Source organism: Kribbella sp. NPDC003505 (assembly GCF_040610875.1).
Lineage (GTDB): Bacteria > Actinomycetota > Actinomycetes > Propionibacteriales > Kribbellaceae > Kribbella.
This window is the reverse complement of the sequence record NZ_JBEXNA010000014.1, coordinates 143,342-167,100: the sequence shown is the minus strand read 5'-3', so window position 1 is coordinate 167,100 and position 23,759 is coordinate 143,342. Positions and strand designations below refer to the sequence as shown.

Sequence of the window (23,759 nt, the reverse complement as noted above, 5' to 3'; positions counted from 1 at the left end):
TCTGAATGGTCCAGCAGACCGAGGCGATCGCTCCTGACACGGGGCACGAGACGCCGGCGGAGGTGGTGAAGAGCCTTCGCGACCACGGCGCGCTGCCGCAGTGGCGGCTGATGTGGCGGCAGTTCCGCCGGCACCGGCTGGCGCTGATCGGGCTGATCGTGCTGGTGCCGATCTACTTCGTCGCGATCTTCGCGGGCTTCTTCGCCCCGTCCAGCGCCGACACCGCGCACACCGCGCTGCCGTACGCACCGCCCCAGCGGGTCCACGTGGACGCCGAGCACGGCATGTTCGTGTACGGGTACTCGTCGACGCGGAACCAGGAGACGTTCGAGCAGACCTTCACCGTCGACAAGTCGAAGATCGTCGACATCGGGTGGTTCGTGCGCGGCGACGAGTACTCGATCCTCGGCCCGATCACGTCGAACATCCACTTGATCGGTCCGACCACGGCCGGCGAGCCGTTCTTCCTGGTCGGCGCCGACCAATCCGGCCGCGACCTGCTGTCCCGGCTGATCCACGGCGCCCGGGTGTCGCTGTCGATCGGGCTCGTCGGCGTGTTCGCGAGCTTCGTGCTCGGCATGCTGATCGGCGGCATCTCCGGCTATCTGGGCGGCACCGTCGACAACATCATCCAGCGGATCATCGAGTTCATCATGTCGGTGCCGACGCTGCCGCTGTGGATGGCGTTGTCGGCGGCCCTGCCCGGCAGTTGGGGACCGCTGACCAGGTACTTCGCGATCACCGTGATCCTCTCGCTGATCGGCTGGACCGGACTGGCCCGCGACGTCCGCGGCCGGTTCCTCAGCCTCCGCGAGGAGGACTTCGTGATGGCGGCCCGGCTCGACGGCGTCAGCCGGACCGGGATCATCTTCGGCCACATGGTGCCGTCGTTCGCCAGCCACATCATCGCGTCGATCTCGATGGCGGTGCCGCGGATGATCCTCGCCGAGACCAGCCTGTCGTTCCTCGGCCTCGGCCTGCAGCCGCCCGCGGTCAGCTGGGGTGTCCTGCTCGAGGGCGCGCAGAACATCCGCGCGGTCGCTACCGCGCCGTGGCTGCTGACCCCGGGCCTCGCGGTCGTGGTGGTCGTACTGGCCATGAACTTCGTCGGCGACGGTCTCCGCGACGCCGCGGATCCCTACAAGTGAGGACCCTCTGATGCAACCGCTACTGGAAGTGCGCTCGTTGAGGACTCACTTCGAGCTCGGCGACGGGGTCGTGAAGGCCGTCGACGGTGTCAGCCTGTCGGTGCCTCGCGGCCGGACGCTGGCCGTGGTCGGCGAGTCCGGGTGCGGCAAGAGCGTCACCGCCCGGTCGATCCTGCGGCTGGTGGAGAAGCCGGCCCGGATCGTCGGCGGCGAGATCCTGCTGTACGACGACGCGCCGGACAGCGAGCCGCTCGACCTGCTGGCCGCGAAGGACAGGCGGCTGCGGCAGGTGCGCTGGGCCGACATCGCGATGGTGTTCCAGGAGCCGATGGCGTCGCTCAGCCTGGTACACACGATCGGCGACCAGATCGTCGAGGCGATCCGGCTGCACGAGCACGTCGGCAAGCAGGCCGCCCGGGAGCGCGCGATCGAGATGCTCGGCCGGGTCGGCATCCCGAACCCGCAGCGCCGCGTGGACTCGTACCCGTTCCAGCTCAGCGGCGGCATGCGGCAGCGCGCGATGATCGCGATGGCGCTGTCGTGCCGGCCGCGATTGCTGATCGCCGACGAGCCGACGACCGCGCTCGACGTCACCACCCAGGCGCAGATCCTGGACCTGCTGCAGGACCTGCAGCAGGAGTTCGGGATGGCGATCATGCTGATCACGCACGACCTCGGCGTCGCGGCGCAGGTTGCCGACGAGGTCGCGGTGATGTACCTCGGCGAAGTCGTCGAGCAGGGGCCGGCGTCCGCCGTCCTCAGCCGGCCCAAACACCCCTATACACAAGCACTTGTGCGTTCGGTGCCCAGACTCGGTGCGCGCGGGCAGGAGCGGCTGGTCGCCGTCCGCGGGACCGTGCCGCCGCCGTACGAGCGGCCGTCGGGATGCCGGTTCCATCCGCGGTGCGACGCGTTCATGGCCGGGAAGTGCGACACGACCGTGCCGCTGCGGGTGCGCAGCGACGAGATCGACGTCGCCTGTCTGCTGTACGGCGAGGAGAAGTCATGACGTTGCTGGAGACTCATGGGCTGACCATGCACTTCCCGCTGCACGGCGGGTTCCTCGGGCGGAACCGAGGCTTCGTGAAGGCGGTCGACGGTGTCGACCTGTCGATCCGGGCCGGCCGGACGCTCGGGCTCGTGGGCGAGTCCGGCTGCGGCAAGACCACCCTCGGCCGCTGCATCGTCCGCGCCTACGAGCCGACCTCGGGCAGCATCATGTTCGACGGCGTCGACCTGGCGCCGCTGACCGAGAAGCAGCTGAAGCCGTACCGGGCGCAGGTCCGCCTGATCTTCCAGGACCCGCACTCCTCGCTCGATCCGCGCAAGACGCTGCGTGACATCATCGCCGAGCCGCTCCGGGTGCAGGGGGCGGGGTCCCGCGACGAGATCGACGACAAGGTCGCCGCGCTGCTGCGCCGCGTCGGGCTGCGGGCCGAGTACGCGCACCGCTACCCGCACGCGTTCAGCGGCGGCGAGCGGCAGCGGGTCGTGATCGCGCGGGCGCTCGCCACCGAGCCGCGACTGGTGGTCGCGGACGAGGCGGTCAGCGCGCTCGACGTGTCGGTCCGGGCCCAGATCCTCAACCTGCTGCGGGATCTGCAGGAGGAGTCCGGCCTCACCTACCTGTTCGTCTCCCACGACCTCGGCATCGTCGAGCACGTCGCCGACGACGTCGCGGTGATGTACGTCGGCAAGCTCGTCGAGAGCGCGACGACCGAGGAGCTCTACACCAAACCCCTGCACCCGTACACCGAGGCGCTGCTGAGCGCCGTACCGGATCCCGATCCCGCCTCCCGCGGGCTCCGCGAGCGCATCAAGCTGCGCGGCGAGATCGCGGACCCGTCGAAGGTGCCGGCCGGCTGCCCGTTCCACCCGCGGTGCGGCTACGCCGAAGCGCGGTGCAAGACCGAAGTCCCGCAGCTGCGCGAGATCGGCGGCCGCAAAGTCGCGTGCCACCTGGCCGAGCAGCTCGACCTGAAGGGTGTCCTCACGGCCACCACCGCCCCGTAGGAAAGGTCTTCGCATGTCCGAAGGAAACATGTCCCGCCGTGGCCTGTTACGCAACGGTGCACTGATCGGTGGACTTGCCGCGTTCGGCGGCGCACTGCAAACCACACCGGCCGCAGCCAGCTCCACCACCGCCGTACCCCGCGCCGCCGCCCAGTCCGCGGCTGGTGTGGTCGACATCCCGAACAAGTACAACGTGCCGTTCTCGGTCGCCGACGACGAGCTGTTCGTCTTCGCGGCGAACTTCAAGCCGTTCGAGCTCGGCGGCAACGACCAGGGCCGGGAGGCGACCAGGTACTTCGACACCGTCTTCGGCGACGCGATCCGGGCCAAGTTCCCGAACATCAAGCTGAAGTACGCCACCTGGGACTACCCGATCCGCTACGAGGACATCGCCAAGGCGGGCCGGGTGCCGGACCTGATCCTGGAGGACCCGCGGCTGCGGATCGACCGGGACCTCGAGCCGCTGGGCTGGACCCAGGACGTCACCGGCCTCGTGCAGCAGGCCGGGATCGATCTGACCGCGCTGAACGTCGGTTCGGTCGAGCAGATCAAGTCCCGCTCCGACGGCGGCCTGTACGGCGTCCCGCTGTGGATCGACGAGAGCCTGCTGTTCTACAACAAGCTGATCTTCGACAAGTTCGGCGTCCGGTACCCGACGGCCGGGTCGACGTACGACGACGTCTACAAGCTCGCGCAGAAGCTCACCCGGCAGGACGGGATCCACCACTACAAGGGCTACATGCAGCACCCGGACAACTATCTCGCGATGAACCAGCTCGGCCTCTACCCGTTCGTGCCCGGTTCGAGCGAGCAGCCGGCGCCGGAGGACGTGAAGGTCAACCTGACCAGCGCGGAGTGGAAGACCGTCGCGAACAACATGTACCGGTTCCTGATGATCCCGCGGAACAACTTCACCACGGTGGACGACTTCTTCAAGGGCGACATGAGCTTCCCCGGCCACCTCGCGATGGCGGTGAACAACCTGTCGAAGCTGAACGCGTACGCGCTCAGCCCGTACTACGTCGAGGAAGACGACGCCGCGCAGTTCGCCGAGTGGGCCAAGAGCGTGAAGATCGGCGTCACGTCGATGCCGGTGCTGTCCCGCGGCTCGAAGACGATCTACCAGCCGGACACCCGCGCGGCGTTCATCCCGCCGCAGTCGCAGCACAGGGACCAGGCGCTGGACGTGATCAAGTACCTGGTGTCGGAGGAGATGCAGACCCGCATCTCGTCGTACGGCATGAAGGCGGTGCTGAAGACCGATGCGGTCGTGAACGCGTTCGGTACGGCGATCCCGGAGCTCGCGGCGGTCGACACGTCGGCCGTGTACTGGGGCGACAACGCGGTGATCAAGAACTACCAGAACACCGAGTACTGGGACATCCCGCTCTACAAGGTGTTCCGGCAGCACGTGCTCAAGGACGGCATGGACGTCGACTCGTCGCTGCTGGTCACCGAGACGCAGGATATCCCCGACTACATCAAGGCGCAGGTCGCCCGCGGGCTCACGTGGTGATCGATCCCAGGTTCGACGGCCGCATCCGCGAGGGTGCGGCCCTCCTGCCCACCATCCACCCCGGCGACAGCCACGCCGCCACGCTCGTCGAGACCGAGGCCGGCGACCTGCTCTGCGCCTGGTTCAACGGCCCCGGCGAAGGCGAACCGGACACCAACATCGTCCTGTCCCGCCTGCCAGCCGGCACCGACACCTGGACCGAGCCCGTCCAGCTGTCCTCCGACCCGCACCGCTCGGAACAGAACCCGCTGCTGTTCGTCACCCCGTCTGGTGGCGAGGTTTGGCTGCTGCACACGTCCAACGAACCGCATGATCAGTCGACCTCGCGGGTGATCCGGCGCATCTCACACGACGGCGGGATCACGTGGGAGCGGAGCGAGGCCCTGTTCGACCACCTCGGCAGCTTCATCCGTAACCCGGTGGTGGTGCTGAGCAACGGCGACTGGCTGCTCCCGGCGTACGACTGCGACAAGTCCGCCGAACGCACGGTGCTGAAACTGAGTACCGACCGAGGCGAGACCTGGACGACAGTGGACGTGCCGGACGCGATCGGCCAGGTGCAGATGAGCATCGCCGAGCTGTCACCGGGCGAACTCGTCGGCTACTACCGCAGCCGCGCCGCCGACCGCATCCACCGGTCGGTGTCGAAGGACAACGGCCGGACCTGGACTGCGCCCGAGAAGACCACTCTGCCGAACAACAACTCGGCGATCCAGGTGCTCCGGCTCGCCGACGGACGGCTCGTCATGGTGTTCAACGACTCGTGCTCCGACCGCGACCAGTTCCGCTGGGTCGCCGACGGCAAGGGCGGCGTCCGCCGGAAGACCCTGCGGACCCCGCTGACGCTGGCGCTGTCCGAGGACGACGGCGCCACCTGGCCGTACTGGCGCAACCTCCAGGTGCAGGACGAGGAGTACCGCGACAACGAGTTCGGCTACTCGTACCCGACGCTGCTGCAGACGCGCGACGGCCGGCTGCACGTCGCGTACTCGTACCTGCGCAAGACCATCAAGCACGTGATCCTGGCGCCCGAGTGGATCCAGGCAGGAGACCGATTGCCATGAGTATCGAGAAGTGGGGCCTGCACGAGCTCACCCTGAGCGGCCCGTCCGGCGGCAACCCGTTCGTCGAGGTGGAGTTCCAGGTCACCTACCAGTTCCGGAACCGGATGGTGACCGTCGACGGCTTCTACGACGGCGACGGGGACTATCGCGCGCGGTTCTCACCGGACCGTGAGGGGGAGTGGTCGTACATCACCTCCAGCTCCGCCCCCGAACTGGACGGCCACCAGGGCACCTTCACCTGCACCCCACCGGGCCAGGGCAACCACGGACCGGTCGACGTGCTCGGCAGGCACCACTTCTCGTACGCCGACGGCAGTCGCTACGACTGCATCGGCACCACCTGCTACCACTGGACGTACGAGACGAAGGAGCTCCAGGAGCTCACGCTCGAGTCGTTGCGCGAGGCACCGTTCGACAAGGTCCGGATGTGTCTGTTGCCCACGGACGGGATGCGCCCCGAGCGCACCCCGTTCGCGGGCAACATGCCCGGCTCCGTCGATGTCGAGCGGTACGACCCGGAGTTCTTCCAGCACTTCGAGAGCCGTGTCGCCGACCTGCTGGCGCTGGGGATCCAGGCGGACCTGATCCTGTTCCACCCGTACGACCGCGGTGTGTGGGGCTTCGACCGGATGACCCCGGCGCAGGACGCGGCGTACCTGCGATACGTCGTCGCGCGGCTGGCGGCGTACCGCAACGTCTGGTGGTCGCTGTCGAACGAGTACGACTTCAACCACGAGAAGACGATCGCGGACTGGGACCGGCTGCTCCAGCTGGTGCAGCGCTACGACCCGTACCAGCGGCTGCGGTCGATCCACAACGGCACCAAGATGTACGAGGTCTTCACACCGTACGACTTCGGCAAGCCATGGATCACCCACCAGAGCGTGCAGCACTGGGACGGTGCCGAGGTCGCCGCGTGGCGGGACTGCCTGAAGCCGGTGGTGATCGACGAGATCGGCTACGAGGGCAACGCCGGCCGCCGCTGGGGCAACCTGACGGCGGACGAGATGGTGCACCGCTTCTGGCAGGGCATGTCGCTCGGCGGGTACGTCGGTCACGGCGAGTCGTTCGTCGACCGCGAGACCCGGGCGTGGATCTCGATCGGCGGCCGGCTGTACGGCGACAGCCCGGAGCGAATCGACTTCCTGCGGGCCGTGTTCGCCGGACTGCCACGGCAGTCGGACGGCGAGGTCGACACCGACCGCTGCGTGCTGCACTACCTCGGCGACCGGCAGCCGTCGGCCGTGGAGCTCGACCTGTCGGACGGATCGCCGTTCCACTTCGACCTGATCGACACCCGCGCGCTGACCATCACCCCACTGGCCGACTACACCGGCCCGAGCCGCATCCCGCTGCCCGCCACCCCGTACCTCGCCCTGAGAGGCACCCGATGACGTCAGTAGCACGCTGGGACGTGCTCGAACTACCCGTTGCCGGCCCGACCGCCGAGTTGTTCCGCCACACCTCGGGTGCGACCGCCTACGCCGAATCGTTCCGGTCGGGAGACGGCTGGCTGGTCCGGTTCAGCCCGGATCTGGAAGGCGACTGGTCGGGGCCTTCCGGTAGTGCGTTCACCTGCACGCCGGGGACTTCGCGTGGCCCGGTCCGGCGCTTCGGGACGGCGCTGCGCTGGGCGGACGGTACGCCGTATCACCCGCTCACCACGTCGTGGTTCGGCCGGCCCGATCAGTGGGCTGCCGCCCGTCCGGCGCTGGCTGCGTCGCCCTTCAACCGCGTCCGGCTGGCCTTCTCGGAGACCGTCGAGGACCAGGTGCGCGACCTCCTGGCCGCGGACATCGTCGCCGACATCGTCCTGCCGGCTGACGAGTCTGTCGTGCGGGACGCGGTGAATCGTCTCGCCGCCTACCGCAATGTCACGTGGTGCCTGTCGCCGACGGACACCGCGCAGGCTTCGGACGTTCGGCGACTCGCCGAGCTGATCGCCGAGGTCGACCACGGCCACCACTTGATCTCGATGCACGAGGCAACCGATCCCGGTCCGCCGTGGCTGACGCATCTGAGCGTCCGCCTCGAGAATCTCCGCGGTGTCTCGGCACTTCGCCGTGACTACGCCAAGCCCGTCTTCGTCGACGCCTGCGGACACGAAGGTGACGGCACCACTCCCGACACCAGCCTCCGTCCCGAGGAGATGCTGACCCGGATCTGGGAGGGGACGGTCCGCGGGGCGTACGTCACCCATGGCGAGTGGTACGTCGACACGCCTTGGTCAGCTGGCGGTAGCCGGCCGACTGGGGTTGCTGCGCAGCGGCTTCGACTGCTGCGTGAGGTCCTCGACGAGCTCCCGGACAGTGTCGAGCCCATCGACGATTACCGGGACGCCCCGACCCTCGCGGTGCCGGGCTCGTACTATCTGCAGTACCTCGGCGAACACCAGTTCCCCGACCGCACGTTCTCGCTCCCCGAGGGCGTGTACGACGTCGACGTGCTGGACGTGTGGAACCACTCGGTACGCCGTACCCGTGAGAACGTCACCGACACGCTGACCGTCAGGCTGCCCGGCACGCAATACCAGGCCATCCAGATCCGCCGGACGTCCTGATGCCACCGCTCACCTCGGGACCCCGCCAAGCCGAACTCCGCCGTACGCCGGACGGTGTGGTCCTGCAGCTCGGCCTGGCCGACGGCCCTGTCTACCTCGAACGCCCGCTGGCCGGACTGCTCACCTGCTCGGCCGGCCGGCCGTGGCAGCCGACCCTGCTTCAGGCGGCCGGGACACCGTCACCCGACGGCTGGTGGATCTCGCGGAGACCGGGCGAGCATCGCGCCGGCTGCCGTACCGGACCGCTCGCGGTCGAGGTGCGGCTGGCGTTCGACGACGGCGCTCGGTTGAATCTCGAGCTCCGGTGGCGCAACACCAGCAAGCGCCGCCTCGCAGACCTTGCTGTCGGGTTCCTGCTCGACCTGGGCCGGGTGAAAGACAGCCGGCTCACCGTCCCCGGCGTGATCTACAACGACAACCCGTCCGCCGACCCGGCGCGCGCCGTACCGCGGATCGGTCCGGCGCCCGGCGGCGGATTCGTCGCCGAGGAGGACCGGCTGCCGATCCCCGGGGTGAACCTCGAATGGCGCGAGGGCCGCGAACGGCGTTGGCTGTCCGTCCTCTCGCGGCCGCAGGCACGCCGCTCGCGGTACGGCCAGGTCCGCTACGGTTCACTCGGCGCGATCCGGCAGGAGGGGCCGGTGATCGCGGCGCTCAGCGGCGCCCTGATGTTCGACGGCAAGCAGGACATCCGTTATGTCAGCAAGGCCGAGACCGAGGTCACCGACGACGGCTACCTCACGCTGCGGCCGGGGGAGAGCTACACGCAGCAGCTGGTCCTCGACTGGGGGCCGCAGGACATTCGCGGTCACGCTTTCCGGCAGCTGGTCCACACGGCGCGCGCGGTCTTCACTGCTGTCGGCGCTGACGGTCTGGCGCTGGACGAGCTGATCCGGCTGAAGACCGTTGCTCTGGACAACCGGTGGTACCAGTCCGGGACGGTGGCCGGGTACACGAAGTTCAGTGACGTCCCGGGCAACGGTCCGCGGAAGACGCGGCACTTCATGTACGGGTGGACCGGCCAGGCGCTCAAGCTCGCCTGGTGCGACGCGCAGCTCGGCTTCAACACCCGGGACCGCCTGCGCATCGATCGCTGCCGGGCAGCCGTCGAGTTCTACCTGTCGGGCAGCCCGACGCCGACTCCCGGCCTGCGCCACAACGCCTACCAGGCCATCACCCGTCGCTGGACCAGCTTCCGGACCGGCAACCGGCCCATGGTCTCCAGCCGTGCTTACGGCGAGACGATCGCTGACCTGGCCGACATCATCGCGCTCTTCCGGACCCACGAGGAACCGGTCCCGCCGTCCTGGCTGCATGCCCTCACGGAGTCCATGACCTTTCTCCGCAGCTCAGCGGGCGCTCAGCTGGCCGACGGCACGTTTCCGGTGGGGTGGCGGCTGGACGGCTCTCCGGCGACGACGACCGTCTCGTCCGCCGGGATCCCGTGCGTGCTCGCTGCGCTGAAGGCCTCGGAGGTTCTCGACGACGCCGAGCTGTTGTCGGAGGCGACCGTCTGGCTGTCCCGGTACCACGATCAGCACGCGCGGACCTTCGACCGCCCGTTCTCGCGCTCCACTCTCGACGCGGCGTGCGAGGACAAAGAAGCCGGCATGTACTACTTCATGGCCGCCTACGAGCTCTTCCGCCGTACTGGCGATCCCGTCTATGCGACCTGGTGCGAGGTGGCCGCCGACTGGCTCCTGACCTGGGTCTACGTCTGGTCCCCGGAGCAGGACGAAGGCTCGCCCCTGCACGCGGCCGGCTTCAACGCGATCGGCTGGCCGACCGTCAGCGTCCAGAACCACCACCTCGACGCCTTCTTCCCGACGTACGAACTGCTGTCCTTCGGACTCACCACCAACCGCCGGTCGTACGTCGACGCGGCCCGAACGACCCTCCAGGCCCTCACCCAGACCGTCGCCATCAGCCCCCACGACTGGAACTTCCCCCTGCCCGGCGAACAAGGCGAAGCCGTCTTCCAAACCCACTGGCAACGGCGCGGCCACGCCAACACCTGGAACCCCAGCTGGGTCATCGCCGTACCACTCGCCAACGCCCTCCGCACCCAGGCCCTGCCGCTCGATGACTGACTACCTGATCACCGCCTTCGGTGCTGGTGCTGGTGCGGACTGTACGGCCGCGATCGCGAGGGCGATCGACGCGTGCGCGCTCACCGGCGGGCGCGTCGTCGTACCCGCCGGTGAATTCCACACCGGCGCGGTCCGGCTGCGCAGCAACGTCGAGCTGCACTTGTCTGCCGGCGCGACGCTGCGGTTCAGCACCGATCCGGCGGCGTACCCGATCGTCCGCACCCGGTGGCAGGGAATCGAGTGCTTCAGTCACTCACCTCTCATCTACGCCTCCGGCGAAACGGACGTCGCGATCACCGGCACCGGAACCCTCGACGGCGGCGCGAGCACGGACAACTGGTGGCGCAGCACCCGCCCGCGCGCGGACTGGGAGCGTCTGTTGCGCATGGTCGACGACGATGTGCCGGTATCGGAGCGTGTCTTCGAACCCGGTCACGGTTTCCGCCCCAGCTTCGTCCAGCCGCACAGCTCTCGTCGCGTCCGCATCGAAGACGTCCGCATCGTCAACGCCCCGATGTGGGTGGTGCACCCGGTCTTCTGCAGCGACGTCCTGGTGCGCGGCGTCACCGTCGACTCGCACGGCCCGAACAACGACGGCTGCAATCCCGACTCCTGCACGGACGTCGTCATCACCGGCTGTTCGTTCGACACCGGCGACGACTGCATCGCGATCAAGTCCGGCCGCGACGACGACGGACGCCGCGTCGGCCGCCCGTCGCGGAACATCCTCATCGAGTCGTGCCGGTTCGTCGGAGGCCACGGCGCCCTGACGATAGGGAGCGAAGCATCCGGCGGCGTCCACAACGTCCACGCCCGCGACCTGCACGTCACCGGCCCGTCCGTCGACCACGCTCTACGGATCAAGACGAACTCCTCACGTGGCGGCCTGATCGAGCAGGTCCGTGTCGAAAACCTCGCGGTCGAAGCTGTCACCTCGTCCGCCGTACTCATCACCACCCGCCACGCGGAGCCGGAACACTTCGGCGGCCACGCTCCCGTCGTACGCGACATCACCATCACGAACCTGACCGTCGCGGCCGCGCCACGCACCGTGGAAATCCTCGATAGCCCACAGGCGCCAGTCGAATCCTTCACCCTGACCACCCCCGAAACCGCGTAAACAGATCGACCTGCCCCAACTGCCCCGGCTTCAACAACAACTCCAGCCCATCAAGCTCCCCCTCGCCCGACGCCGCACGGCACAAATGCACCCCAGGCGCGATCGACTCCGACGCACCAACCAGCTCGAGCGCACTGATCCCAAGCTCCCGCAGCACCTGCCCGGACGTATCTCCACCCGCCACAACTACCCGACGGACGCCGGTCGCCGCAGCAATCCCCCGCACAACCTCCGCCAACGCAGCAGGCACCTGCGCGACGTCCCTGGGATCCAACTCCTTCGTATGCACGACGACCCCGTCGACCCCTGCCACAAACGCACCGATCGCCCGCCCCATCACGCCATCCGCGAGCGCGGCTGTCGCCTGACCTGCCAAGCTGTCCGCGGGCCCGGCGGTCGTGTGAGCCGTCGTCACGCTGTCGGCGAGCGGCAGCACCTCCCAGCCGGCGGAGCGTGCGTACTCGATCTGCTCCGCGGTACGCCGCGACTGGCTGCCCGACACCACAAGCACCGGCCCACCGACACGGGACGCCGCCGCGGTAGCCGCTCCGCCGTCAGGTCGGAGGGCCAAGGCGACGGCTCGGGACATACCTCCTGAGCCGACGACGAACCTGGCTTCACCCGCGTCTCCCAGGATCACCTCTCCGAGTAGCCGCAGATCCTCGTCGGTCAACGCATCGAGCAAAACCGCGGCGACATCCCCAGCCGCGGTGAGTCCAGTCGCGAGGGTGGAGTAAGTGGTCAGGTGAAGGGCGCCAAGGGGAAGCGACGTCTGGCGGCTGAGGTGCTTACGGAGATCGGATTCGTGCATGGGGGTGGCGGGATGCGTAGACATGGTGGGTTGGCGGTCGAGGCGGTGGACGGTGCCGGCTTCGGCGGCGAAGTGGTGGCTGAAGACGGTGTAGCGGCCCAGCTCCGGTTGCGCGATCAGGACGGGTACGACGGTGGAACCACAAACCTCCCGTCCGATCTCCAGCGCTCGGCCGATGCTGCCACGCGTGGGGGAGGAGTCGGCAGTCGAGCAGACCTTGTACTGCAACACGCGCGGCCCGAGATCCCGGAGCGCCTCCAGTACCGGACGGAGCTCAGCTTCCTGCTCGTCAGGCGGCAACGACCGCGCGATCCCGGCGACACCGATCACGTCGTACCGCTCGGTCAACGTCCGCAACTCAGAGGCCGACGGCAACGTCACAAGCAGCACCGACCGCAACCCGACCCGAGCAAACTGCACCATCGCATCGGTCGACCCAGTGAAGTCGTCCCCGTAAAACGCCGCCTCAACCACGCCCGCCCCGAATGCTCCGCGACAGCCGCCGCCGAACGCCAGCGGTCTGGTGGTGGGTGTCGAATCGGTGCTGAAGCTTGTCGTCTCAGGCACGGTTGCCGCCGAACTTGTCGAGGGCCTCGCGTAGTGCGGGGACCTGGGTGGCGGCCTTGTCCAGGTCGGTGTTGGAGGTTGCGGCTGACCAGGCTGCTCGCAGGGCGGTGACGCCTGCGGCCGGGCCGCTTGGGTGGCCGTGGATGCCGCCGCCTGCCAGGACCAGGAGATCGGTGGTGTTCGTGCGGCGGTAGGTTTCCGGGGCCAAGCCCGGTGTCTGGCCGGACGAGAGGACGGGCAGTGTCTCGTAGCCTCCCAGTAGGGGTGTGCGGACGGCGGTGATGGAGCGGAGGACCTCTTCGTCGGTCTCGTAGAACTTGTTGGACAGGCCGTTCGTGTGGAGGTGATCCGCGCCGGCCAGCCGCGCGAGTTTGGACCAGACGACGTAGTCGATGCCTAGCTGCGGTGCGCGGGTGTACACGCCGGTCATTGCGCGGTGGCCGTGGATGGGTAGGGCGCAGCGTTCGCGGAGCCAGGCGAGGGCGGTGAAGCCGACGAGGTTCACGCAGACCATGACGCAGGTGCCTCCGGCTGCCTGGACGAGGTCGTGGTTGGCGGCCATACGGTCCAGGTCGTCGGTGATGTTGAACGCGTACATCGGGCGACGTCCGGTGCGCGCGGCGATCTTGTCCAGTTCCTCGGTGACGACGGCCACGCGGTCGGCGAGCGGCGAGTGCGGCGGGTTGCCCATCAGTTCGTCGTCCTTGATGAAGTCGATGCCTGCCTCGGCGAGCTCTCGGACGACGAGGCGGAGCTCTTCGGGTGGGAGTCCGATGCTGGGTTTCACGATGGTGCCGAGCAGCACGCCGTCGGGCCGGTCGAGCAGCTCGCGGGTCCCGCGGACGCCGTACTGCGGTCCGGGGTAGCGCTCGGCGAACGGTGCCGGGAGATCGAGGTCGAGCAGCCGGATCCCGGCGAGCTGCCGCAGCTCGAAGAGGTTGCCCGCGACTGCGGCGAGCAGGTTCGGCAACGACGGCCCGAAGTTGTCCAGCCCGAACGCGATCCGCACCAGCCCGCTCCGCTTCACCACGGACAGCTCTCCCGCGCGCGGACCGTCCGCTGGACGTAGGGCAGTTGGTGCCGGGCGGGTTGATCCTGGGAGGTCGGGGTTTGCGGTGGGTGGGAGCTCTTCGATGGAGACGACCTCGGCTGCGAAGCGTTGGCGGAGCTCGGGGGTTTCCCGGGCGATGGCGGTGAAGGTGCCGGTTGATTGCTCGCCGGCGATCGCTTCCGCGGCGTGCTCCAGTGGGAGGTAGGTCTCGATCAAGTACGTGCCGATGACCTTGTGGGCGCTCATCGGGTCGGGTCGATCTGTATTTTGAGGTGTGCGGCGCCGGCGTCGATGGCGGCCAGAGTTTCGGGTGTTCGGGCGAGTGGCACGACGTCGGAGATGTACGGACGGACGTCGAGGGTCCGGGTGTTGACGAGCCGTGCCGCTGCAGCGAAATCGGCCGGTGTGTAGATCGTCGAGCCCTGCACTGTGACCTCCTTGAGAACGACTGGATTCAGATCGACCGTCAGCGCGCCGCCGAACATCGGCAGCAGCACCACCTGTCCGCGCGGTCTGCACAACGCCAACGCCTCCGCGAGGCAGCTCGGATGCCCGGAAGCCACCACGACTACGTCGAACCCGTCACCGCCACTGGCCTCGAGCCCGATCGACGTCAGGTCCGACGTGAGCGGATCGAGCACGACGTCGACGCCTTGATCCACCAGGAACTCGCGGTTGTGCTGCTTGATGTCGCTCACCAGCACCGTCCGGGCGCCGCGGTGCCGGCTGATCGCGGCCGCGAGACTCCCGATCGCGCCGCCGCCGAGAACCGCGACGGCGTCACCGGCCCGCACCGCCGAGGTCGAGCGCCACCCGACGGCGACCGGCTCGATCATCGCGCCCTCGCCGTACCCGATCTCGTCGTTCAGCGGGACCAGGACCCGCCCGGGCGCCGCGAAGTATTCACTCAGCATGCCCGGCCAGCCCAGGCCGGGAACGCGTTTGTGCTTGCAGAGATGTGGATTCCCGGTCTCGCAGCGGGGGCACTTCCAGCACGACAGGGCCGGCAGCACCCCGACGCGGTCGCCCGGCCGGAAGCGTGGGTCCCCGGACGACACGACCTCCCCGGCGCCCTCGTGGCCCAGCACGACGGGCGGTTTGCGGAACGGGTGCCGCCCGCTCCAGGTGTGCAGGTCCGAGCCGCACAGCCCGACTGCGCGCATCCTGAGCAGCACGTGACCGCCCCTCTCGGGATCCGGCACATCGGTCACCGAAACCTGCCGCGGCGCCTGCAGAACTGCTGCTCGCACGAGGTCTCTCCTTTCGCTCGGGTCCGAACAGTCTCCGCCAGTAAACGTCAAGAAAACAAGGCGGATCGGCCAGCCTGTGGATAGCCGGTTGACTTCGGCGGCCGAGGAGGCAAAGGTTTACCTCATGGCGACGATCCCCGCGACACTGCTGCTCGAGGACCGGGCCGCGCTGGCGATGAACGCGGTGACCGGACTGGCCGACGACGACCTGGACGGCATCCCGTTCTTCAGTGCGAACCTGCTGGCCCGCCCGGCCCGCATGGACCACGGCGACTGGGACTACGGCTCCAGCCACGGCCGGCTCACCGACGCGATCCTGCTCACCCGGCAGATGACCGGCGGCAAGGACTGGGACCCGCGGTGGGACGCGATCGCCGACCGCTACCGGCAGCGGCTGTTCGCGCTGCTCGCCGACGACGGTCTCACCTACCGCCAGGTCCATCCCAAGGGCCACTGGCTGCCGAACGCGAATCTGATCGATCAGCGCGCCACACTCCTTGCGATGACGACCGCTGTGGTCGCCGCCGATGATCCACAGGCTCGGCAGGCCGCGGACCGTCAGGTGGCAGCGCTGAAGCGGATCGCGATCAAGGAGCGCGACGTCTGGTTCTACCCGGCCTCGGAGTACACGAAGGACGGCTGGCCGTCGTCGAACGCGATCGATCTGCACCTCGCGCCCGACCCGGCCTCGTTCTCCGGCCGCCTGATCATGCCGCTGCTGCGGTACCACCAGGCCACCGGCAACACCGACGCGCTCGAGCTGTGCGAGTGGTTCGCCCGTCTGATCGTGGAGAAGAGCGGTGTGTTCAACGCGGACGGGAGCTTCAACTCCGCCCGTGCCTACCGCAGCGGCCACTTCCACACGCGCGTCGGCACGCTGGAGGGGCTGGCGCGACTGGCCGGGCACACCGGTGACCACGGACTGACCGAGTTCGTGCGCCGCAGCTACGACTGGGTTCTCGGCGAGGCAACCAGATTCGGTTGGACGCCGGGCGACCTCGCCGACCAGCAGTACGAGCATGAGACCTGTTCACTCGTCGACCTCATTGGTCTGGGCACGACTCTGGCCGGCAACGGACTCACGGAGTACTGGCCGGTCGTCGAGCGCTTCGTCCGCAACCACCTGGCCGCGTCGCAACTCCAGGACGTCAGCTGGGTGGAGTCCGCGCCCGACCGCTCACAGGACGAGCCCGGCTGGCGGACCTACGTGGACGTCGGCGAGCGCGTGCTCGGCGCCTTCTGCGGATACGGCGCTCCGAACGACTACGTGTCCGACGTGCCGCTGGGCCGCGGCCACACCAACGACGTGCAGGCCTGCTGTGTCGGCTCCGGCGTCCGCGGCCTGTTCTGGGCGTGGAACAGCATCGTCACCGGCGACCACCGGGTGCGGCGGATCAACCTGCTGCTGACGCGCGGGCACCACGCGGTCGATGTGATCAGCCACCTGCCGGTCGAGGGCAAGGTCGAGTTGCACGTCAACGAGCCGATGGAGGAGCTCCGCGTCCGGATCCCCGACTGGGCTGGATATGCGCGGCTGAAGCTCCGCCGCGGAGACGACGAGCGGACCGGCGCCGAGCGCATCTGGGCGCCCGACGGCTACCTGTCGATCCCGAAGCCGCAGCCGGGGGAGCGGATCGTGGTGACGTTCCCGATGGTCGAGCAGACCACCACAGAGCTTGCGGCCGGCAACGAGTTCCGGACCACCTGGCGAGGTGACGACGTGATCGGGATCGACCCACCCGGCACGTCCCGCCCGATGTACGGCGACCGCCCGGAGCACGCCGGCGGCCTGCGGGAGTACGAGCTGCATCGACCCGAGACGGAGTGGTCCTGGTGACAACTGACTGGGTGCTGTCCGAAGCGCCGGCCGTGACGGAGCTGCCAGGGCTGACGGCGTACGACCTGCGCTGCGAGCATCGAGCCGACCCGCTCGGGATCGGTACGGCGCGACCGCGGCTGAGCTGGCGGCTGGCGTCGCCGACGCGTGGCGATCGGCAGGACGCCTTCCGCGTGCGCGTCCTGCGCGACGGCGTGCAGGTGTGGGACAGCGGGTGGCGGAGCGAGCGGACGACGTCGGTCGACCACGGCGGTGCCCCACTGACGTCGCAGACCGATTACGTGTGGCAGCTCGAGGTGCGTGACGCGGCTGGAGCCGTGTCGTCGGCCGAGGCGACGTTCGCGACCGGGCTCTTCCATGACGACGAATGGCAGGCGCACTGGATCGAGCACGACTACGAAACCGATCCGTACTTCGAGCCGCCGGTGGATCGCGCCGAGCCGCGGACGGTCCGGCAGGCGACCATCGCGCCGCCGCGCTACTACCGCCGGTCGTTCGAGTTGACCCAACCGATCACCAGGGCCCGGCTCTACGCGACCGCCCACGGGCTGTACCACTTCCACGCCAACGGCCGGCGGGTCGGAAACGACGAGCTGACGCCGGGCTGGACCGACTACCGCGAGCGCGTCGCCTAGCAGACGTACGACGTGACCGAGCTGCTGCGCGCCGGCGAGAACGTGGTCGGCGCCGTGCTCGGCGAGGGCTGGTGGTCCGGGTACGTGGGATGGGACACGCGCAGCCACGCGCACCACTACGGCAGGAAGCCGCAACTGCTCGCGCAGCTCGTCGTCGATCATCCCGACGGCTCGCAGGCTGTGGTTGCGACCGACGGCCGCTGGGTCGAACGCGTCGGCCCGATCAGGTTCGCCGACCTGCTGATGGGGGAGTCGCACGACGCGCGGATGGAGCTGGGCGACTGGTCCAGCGCCGGGTACGACGCGAGCGAGTGGGCGCCCGCCGGCGATCTCGGTGGTGACGTGTCGACGCTGATCGCGGCGACGACCGACCCCGTGCGCGTCACCGAGGACGTGCCGGCGGTCGCGGTCACCGCGCTCGAGCCAGGACGCTTCATCGTCGACCTCGGGCAGAACCTCGCCGGTCGCGTGCGGTTGCGGGTGCGCGGCGCCGACGCCGGAGACCGGATCCGGCTGCGGCACGGCGAGATGCTGCAGGCCGACGGCGAGCTGTACACCGCCAACCTGCGGACGGCCGACGCCACCGACTACTTCGTCAGCGCCGGCGCGACCGAGGAGTTCTTCGAGCCGATCTTCACCGTGCACGGCTTCCGGTACGTCGAGGTCGACGGGTATCCGGGCGAGCTGACCGCCGACGACGTGACCGGGCGGGTGCTGCACTCCGACACGCCGGTCGCGGGGCGGTTCGACTGTTCGGATCCCGGCGTCAACCAGCTGCTCAGCAACATCCGGTGGGGACAGCGCGGCAACTTCGTCAGCGTCCCCACGGACTGCCCGCAGCGCGACGAGCGCCTCGGGTGGACGGCCGACGCGCAGATCTTCCTGCCCACGGCGGCCTACCAGGCCGACGTGCTGACCTTCTTCCAGAACTGGTGCGCGGACCTCGCGGTGGCGCAGACGGACGAAGGCGCGATTCCGGACGTGATCCCGCACGTGATCACCGGCCGGCACGGCACGCCGGCGTGGGCGGACGCGGCGACGATCGTGCCGTGGACGCTGTACCGGTTCTACGGTGACGAGCGGGTGCTCCGGACCGCGTGGCCGGTGATGCGGCGCTGGGTCGACTACGTGCGCCGTGCCAACCCCGACCTGATCTGGCGGCACCGCACGAGCGGTCACTACGGCGACTGGCTGCAGGTCGGCGTGCGCACCGATCGCGACGTCCTCGCAACGGCGTACTTCGCGCGCAGCGTAGAGTTCACGGCCGCGACCGCCGAGGTGCTCGGGCTGACGGACGAGGCAGCGGCGTACCGCGAGCTGTGGACGAAGATCGCGGCGGCGTTCGTCGCGGAGTTCGTCGATGCCGAGGGCAAGGTCCGCGGCGACACCCAGACCGGGTACTTGCTGCCGCTGGCGTTCGGGTTGCTGCCGGAGCAGGCCGAACAGGTAGCGGTCAAGCACCTGGTCGCGGATCTCGAGCTCCGCGGGCGATCCTTGACGACCGGGTTCGCCGGGGTCGCGTTGCTGTGCCCGATCCTGACCAGGTACGGGTATGCCGAGCTGGCCTACGACCTGCTGCACGACGACCGCTACCCGTCCTGGGGGTATTCGATCAAGCACGGCGCGACGACGGTCTGGGAGCGCTGGGACGGGTGGACCGAGGAGAGCGGGTTCGGCCCGGTCGCGATGAACTCGTTCAACCACTACTCGCTCGGCTCGGTCGGCGAATGGCTGTACGGCGACGTCGCCGGGATCAGCCAGGCGCCCGAGTCGATCGGCTTCCGTGACCTCGTCATCAAGCCGTGCCCGGGCGGCCGGCTGACCTGGGCCGAGGCGTCGTACGACATCCCCTCCGGCCGGGTCTCGACCCGCTGGGAGATCGCCGACGGCACCCTCACGCTCGCCGTGACCGTCCCACCCGGCGCCGAAGCGACGATCCACATCCCCACCAAGAGCCCAGACGCCAGTCGCGAATCCGGCCGGCCGCTTGCCGAGGCCGAAGGCTTGACCCGTCTCGAGCCCACCGCAACCGCCGCCCGCTGCCACGCCACCCCCGGCACCTACCACTTCACCGCCCCCGCCTGACCCACCACCCGAACCAGCTCCACCCCACCGCCGCACCCGCCGCACCCCCGCACCCCGCCGCACCCGCCGCACCTCCGCACCCCGCCGCATCTCGTGGGTTGGCATCTAGCGGCCGCGCGCGGGCGGCAGTCGGGGCGACGGGCGAGCGGCTCCGCTCGCGCTCCACCGCAACTCGCAGTTGGTGGGTTGGCGTCCGAGGTGCTGGGTTTGCGCGCTGCATTCGGGTCGCAAACCCAGCATCTCGTGGGTAAACCCACGAGGTGAGACGGCGGCATGTAGCGGCCGAGGCGGGCCCGCGGCGGGGGTGTGGTCGGGCGGTGGGGCGGCGCGGACGGTGTCTGGTGTGGGTCGGTGCCTGACGTGGGGTCGGCTGTGGGGGGGTTGCGGGTGGGGTCAGCGGCGGCGGGGTGGGCGGGCGGTGGAGCCGCGGACGACGAGCTCGCCCCGGACGTGGGTGGTGGCGGTGGTGACCTTCGGCGTGAAGCGTTCCCACGCCTGGCGGCCGAGCTCGACCGTGGACACGGCGTACGTCGTCAGGCCGGGGTCGGTGTGCGCGCTCATCGGGGCGTCGTCGATGCCGGCCACGGAGATGTCGTGCGGGACCGACAGGCCGAGTTCGCGCAGGCGGCTGAGAACGCCGACGGCGACGTGGTCGTTGAAGCAGATGATCGCGGTCGGCTGGTAGGTCAGCGCCTCCTCGACCGCCTCCCGCCCGTCGACGAGCGTCGAACCGCACTCCACCCGGACGATCGTGAGCCCCGACGCCTCCGGCGAGCGGAAGCCGCGCTGCCGCTGCTGATCGGACCACGCGGCGGTCGGCCCCTGCAGGTACGCGATCCGCTTGTGCCCGAGCGACGCGAGATGCTCGCACAGCGCCCGCACACCGAGGTGGTAGTCGACAACCACCGATCCGACGGCGTGGTGCCGCAGCACCCGGTTGATCAGGACGAGCCGGCGGGCCGCCTCCGCGACCTCGCGCAGGCGCGGCGTGCTCATCCGCGGCGCGCACAGCAGCAGACCGTCGACCCAACGCGCGAGCTCGATCGCGGACCGGTACTCCTGCTCCGGGTCCTCCTCGGTGCCGGCCACCAACGTGTGGTGTTCGTCCGCAGCCGCCTCGGCGGCGATGCCCTTGAGAATCTCCGCGAAGTAGGGGTTGCCGAGATCAGGGACGACGACGCCGACCGTCCGGCTGCTGCCGCGCAACAGCGTCTGCGCCGCCGGATTCGGCCGGTAGCCGACGTCCTGGGCGGCCACTCGGACCCGGTCGGCGACCTCCGGCGACACCGGCTTGCCGCCGCTCAGCACCCGCGACACGGTCGCCGTCGACACCTCGGCCAGCCGCGCCACGTCATGGATCGTCGCACGAGCTGCGCGGTTCGCAACGGGCTTTCTCACCGCTCCATTGGACCATGCGCGCAGCGCAGATCGCTGCCGGCAGCTTGATGTAAACCTTTTCCCGATTTCCTGAGGCGAACCCTTGACGTCACCGTGCGGCGCTGTCACGGTTGCCAGGAAAAGGATTACCCGCCCCCCGCCCCGGGCCTTCTGTTGCGGCGGTCCGCGCGAGGAGATCGCCGTGCGAAATCGTCTGTTGAGTCTGTGCCTGGTCGTGCTCGCCGGAGCCGGGCTGCTGACCGTGTCCGCCGGACCGGCCGCCGCCGCGAACCCGGCGACGTACGGCCCGTTCGACCCGCGGATCGAGCTCGACGGTCACTGGGGTCGTGACGACGACGTCGCGATCACGGTGAACTCGGGCTCGTCGGTCCGCTTCCGCTTCACCGGCTCGCACCTGGGCGCCCTGTTCGACACCGCGTCGATCACGGTCCCGGCCCAGTTGTACGTCGCGATCGACGGCGGGGCGCCGGTGCTGCACAAGGTCGACGCGGACCACAAGGTGTTCGCCGACGACCTGGATCCCGCGGTCGCGCACACCGCCGAGATCCTGGTCAAGGACGTCGACGAGTACGAGAACCGCTGGAACGTGCCGCTGCAGACCGGCGTCGTGCTGAAGAAGATCGAGCTCGCCCCGGACGCCAAGCTGATCCCGTTGCCGACGACGGCCGAGCACCGGATCGAGTTCTACGGCGACTCGATCACCCAGGGCGTGATGGCCCTGTGCGCCGAGCTCGGCACGGACTGCGCGGACGGCACCAAGGCGTACCCGCATCTGGTCGGAGAAGCGTTCGGCGCGGACACCAACCAGGTCGGCTTCGGCAAGCAGGGCATCCTGCAGCCCGGGCACGGCAACGTCGGTACCGCCGCGGAGTCGTTCGGCTGGAACCTCGCCGGCTTCCCCGCCACGGGCTTCGACCCCGGCGCGGTCGTCGTCAACTTCGGCACGAACGACGCGGCGTACGACAGCGCGCAGTTCACTCCTGCGTACGCCGCCTACCTCAGCAAGATCCGCGCCTCCTACCCGCGCACGGTGATCGTTGCCCTGCGCCCGTTCAACGGCACGCACGCCGACGACATCAAGGCGGCGGTCGCGGCGGCCAACGACCGCAAGATCGTGTACGTCGACACCACGGGTTGGCTCGGACCGGACGACTTCAACGGCGGCACGCACCCGAACATCCAGGGCCACCAGGTCGCGGCCGCGAGACTCACCGCGGTCCTCGAACGCCTCACCGGTTGGTCCACCGGCCCCATCGGCACGGCGCAACTCGCGCCGCAGGGTCTGGCAGATGCGACCTGCTCGGACACGCCGCTGACCCTCACCTACCAAGGGCCCGTCAGGCTCGGTGTCACCGGGAAGGTGCAGATCCACGCGGCCAACGGGAACGTCGTCGACACGATCAGCCTTGCGGACCTCACGTCGTACCAGCGGTCGGTCGGGCAGGCGCAGACGGACTTCGGGCAGCTGCACACGTGGATGTACCAGGCGGTGGTGGTCGACGGGCGGACGGTGACGGTCTACCCGCACCGGCGGCTCGAGCCTGGCCAGGTGTACTCCGTGACTGTCGATCCCGGGTTCGTGGTCGGGGATCGTGGCACCACCGAGTGGCGATTCAGAACCCGGCACGACCCCAGGACCGACGAGCGCTTGTCCGTGGGCCCCGGCAAGGAGTTCTGCACAGTGCAGGCGGCGGTCGACTTCGTAGGCGAGGGCCACGAGGCGACGATCGACGTCGCGCCAGGGCTCTACCGCGAGCTGGTCTGGGTGCCGCCGACCAAGCCCGGGCTGACGATTCGCGGCGCGGGTGCCGGCAGGACCGTGATCGGCTACCCGAACAACAACCTGCTGAACGGCGACTCCGCGATGGGCAACGTCCCGCCCGAGCAGTCGTACTGCCAGCGCCGCGTCATCCCGCAATCGGACCGGTTCAACTGCTGGCGGTCGGCGATGGCCGTCTTCGCGGACGACTTCACGATGTCGGACGTGACGGTGCAGAACCTCACGCCGTACCGCGGCTCGCAGGCCGAGGCGTTCTTCGGGAACGGGAGCCGGATCGTGCTCGCCCGGGTCCGTATCCTCGGCTACCAGGACAGCCTGCGCCTGCAAGGCCAGGCGTTCGTGACGAACAGCTACGTCGAGGGTGACGTGGACTTCGTCTGGGGGACCGGCGGCGTGTTCATGCAGGACTCGGAGCTGAAGGCGCTGCACGAGGGCTACTACAACCAGGTCCGCAACATCGACAACGGTCCCGGCAACATCTTCGTCCGGGTGCGGCTGACCCGTGCGCCGGAGGTGGCCGACGACAGCGTGTTCCTGGCGCGTGCCGAGCTCAGCCGGTTCCCGACCAGCCAGGCTGTCTTCGTCGACTCCGCGATGGACAGCCACGTGAAAAAGACCGGCTGGCAGATCACCAGCCCCAACGACTGCGCGGCCGCCGGCCAGATCCGGTTCTGGGAGTACCACAGCACCGACCTGGCCGGCCGGCCGCTCGACACCAGCACACGACTGGCGTGCTCCCGGCAGCTCGGCGACGAGGAGGCTGCGCAGCTGCGCGACCCGTCGTTCGTGTTCGGCGGATGGCACCCGGTTGTTCCCCGCCTCGAAAGGTGATTC

General features: G+C 69.2%; 16 protein-coding genes and 1 pseudogene. 13 read left to right on the top strand and 4 right to left on the bottom strand.

The genetic code is table 11. The features are described 5' to 3' along the window. Window positions 1-5: 5 nt before the first annotated feature. From ABZX12_RS36720 to ABZX12_RS36680, 9 genes are read left to right on the top strand one after another with little or no spacing between them, the layout of a single operon-like run. The gene (locus tag ABZX12_RS36720; protein ID WP_355700062.1) at window positions 6-1,148 is read left to right on the top strand and encodes an ABC transporter permease; all 1,143 of its coding nucleotides are present in this window, start codon (window positions 6-8) and stop codon (window positions 1,146-1,148) included. A 28-nt stretch (window positions 1,149-1,176) separates the two neighbouring features. Then, window positions 1,177-2,157 carry an ABC transporter ATP-binding protein gene (locus tag ABZX12_RS36715; protein WP_355700189.1) on the top strand — a complete coding sequence of 327 codons (981 nt, stop codon included), beginning with the start codon at window positions 1,177-1,179 and terminating at the stop codon, window positions 2,155-2,157. Continuing rightward, entirely contained in the window at window positions 2,154-3,161 is a 1,008-nt protein-coding gene (locus ABZX12_RS36710; protein ID WP_355700061.1) for an oligopeptide/dipeptide ABC transporter ATP-binding protein, read from the top strand. The genes ABZX12_RS36715 and ABZX12_RS36710 overlap by 4 nt, the downstream gene beginning before the upstream one ends. Before the next feature lie 13 nt (window positions 3,162-3,174). Next, the gene (locus ABZX12_RS36705) at window positions 3,175-4,677 is read left to right on the top strand and encodes an extracellular solute-binding protein (RefSeq protein WP_355700060.1); all 1,503 of its coding nucleotides are present in this window, start codon (window positions 3,175-3,177) and stop codon (window positions 4,675-4,677) included. Next, window positions 4,674-5,741, top strand: coding sequence for a sialidase family protein (locus tag ABZX12_RS36700; protein ID WP_355700059.1), 1,068 nt, complete (start codon window positions 4,674-4,676; stop codon window positions 5,739-5,741). The genes ABZX12_RS36705 and ABZX12_RS36700 overlap by 4 nt, the downstream gene beginning before the upstream one ends. After that, entirely contained in the window at window positions 5,738-7,135 is a 1,398-nt protein-coding gene (locus tag ABZX12_RS36695; RefSeq protein WP_355700058.1) for a DUF5060 domain-containing protein, read from the top strand. The genes ABZX12_RS36700 and ABZX12_RS36695 overlap by 4 nt, the downstream gene beginning before the upstream one ends. Continuing rightward, window positions 7,132-8,301, top strand: a complete 1,170-nt coding sequence (locus ABZX12_RS36690; RefSeq protein WP_355700057.1) for a DUF5605 domain-containing protein — start codon at window positions 7,132-7,134, stop codon at window positions 8,299-8,301. The genes ABZX12_RS36695 and ABZX12_RS36690 overlap by 4 nt, the downstream gene beginning before the upstream one ends. Beyond that, window positions 8,301-10,391 (top strand): hypothetical protein, encoded by a 2,091-nt coding sequence (locus tag ABZX12_RS36685; protein WP_355700056.1) that lies wholly within the window; start codon window positions 8,301-8,303, stop codon window positions 10,389-10,391. Before ABZX12_RS36690 ends, ABZX12_RS36685 begins: the two co-directional genes overlap by 1 nt. Beyond that, on the top strand, window positions 10,384-11,511 hold the full coding sequence (locus tag ABZX12_RS36680) for a glycoside hydrolase family 28 protein (RefSeq protein ID WP_355700055.1): 1,128 nt from the start codon (window positions 10,384-10,386) through the stop codon (window positions 11,509-11,511). The genes ABZX12_RS36685 and ABZX12_RS36680 overlap by 8 nt, the downstream gene beginning before the upstream one ends. On the opposite strand, the gene ABZX12_RS36675 is transcribed toward ABZX12_RS36680, so the two are convergent. The 3 genes from ABZX12_RS36675 to ABZX12_RS36665 are packed head-to-tail and all read right to left on the bottom strand — an operon-like array spanning window position 11,483 to window position 15,190. Continuing rightward, complete coding sequence (locus ABZX12_RS36675) at window positions 11,483-12,889, bottom strand: four-carbon acid sugar kinase family protein (protein ID WP_355700054.1); 1,407 nt, start codon at window positions 12,887-12,889, stop codon at window positions 11,483-11,485. The genes ABZX12_RS36680 and ABZX12_RS36675 overlap by 29 nt on opposite strands. Continuing rightward, window positions 12,882-14,186, bottom strand: coding sequence for a RuBisCO large subunit C-terminal-like domain-containing protein (locus tag ABZX12_RS36670; RefSeq protein ID WP_355700053.1), 1,305 nt, complete (start codon window positions 14,184-14,186; stop codon window positions 12,882-12,884). The genes ABZX12_RS36675 and ABZX12_RS36670 overlap by 8 nt, the downstream gene beginning before the upstream one ends. Continuing rightward, window positions 14,183-15,190, bottom strand: coding sequence for an alcohol dehydrogenase catalytic domain-containing protein (locus ABZX12_RS36665; RefSeq protein ID WP_355700052.1), 1,008 nt, complete (start codon window positions 15,188-15,190; stop codon window positions 14,183-14,185). Before ABZX12_RS36665 ends, ABZX12_RS36670 begins: the two co-directional genes overlap by 4 nt. A 124-nt stretch (window positions 15,191-15,314) precedes the next feature. Here ABZX12_RS36665 and ABZX12_RS36660 point away from each other — a divergent pair, with 124 nt between their 5' ends. From ABZX12_RS36660 to ABZX12_RS36650, 3 genes and pseudogenes are all read left to right on the top strand, one after another. Then, window positions 15,315-17,027, top strand: coding sequence for a hypothetical protein (locus ABZX12_RS36660; protein ID WP_355700051.1), 1,713 nt, complete (start codon window positions 15,315-15,317; stop codon window positions 17,025-17,027). After that, window positions 17,015-18,040, top strand: a pseudogene (locus tag ABZX12_RS36655) (alpha-L-rhamnosidase N-terminal domain-containing protein); the annotation flags it as partial. The gene ABZX12_RS36660 and the pseudogene ABZX12_RS36655, both read left to right, overlap by 13 nt. Then, window positions 18,038-19,747 (top strand): family 78 glycoside hydrolase catalytic domain, encoded by a 1,710-nt coding sequence (locus tag ABZX12_RS36650; protein ID WP_355700188.1) that lies wholly within the window; start codon window positions 18,038-18,040, stop codon window positions 19,745-19,747. The pseudogene ABZX12_RS36655 and the gene ABZX12_RS36650, both read left to right, overlap by 3 nt. 393 nt (window positions 19,748-20,140) lie before the next feature. Here ABZX12_RS36650 and ABZX12_RS36645 read toward each other — a convergent pair whose 3' ends face one another. Continuing rightward, window positions 20,141-21,145, bottom strand: a complete 1,005-nt coding sequence (locus ABZX12_RS36645) for a LacI family DNA-binding transcriptional regulator (RefSeq protein ID WP_355700050.1) — start codon at window positions 21,143-21,145, stop codon at window positions 20,141-20,143. Between the two features lie 181 nt (window positions 21,146-21,326). Here ABZX12_RS36645 and ABZX12_RS36640 point away from each other — a divergent pair, with 181 nt between their 5' ends. Then, complete coding sequence (locus ABZX12_RS36640) at window positions 21,327-23,756, top strand: pectinesterase family protein (RefSeq protein ID WP_355700049.1); 2,430 nt, start codon at window positions 21,327-21,329, stop codon at window positions 23,754-23,756. The last annotated feature ends 3 nt before the right edge of the window (window positions 23,757-23,759 follow it).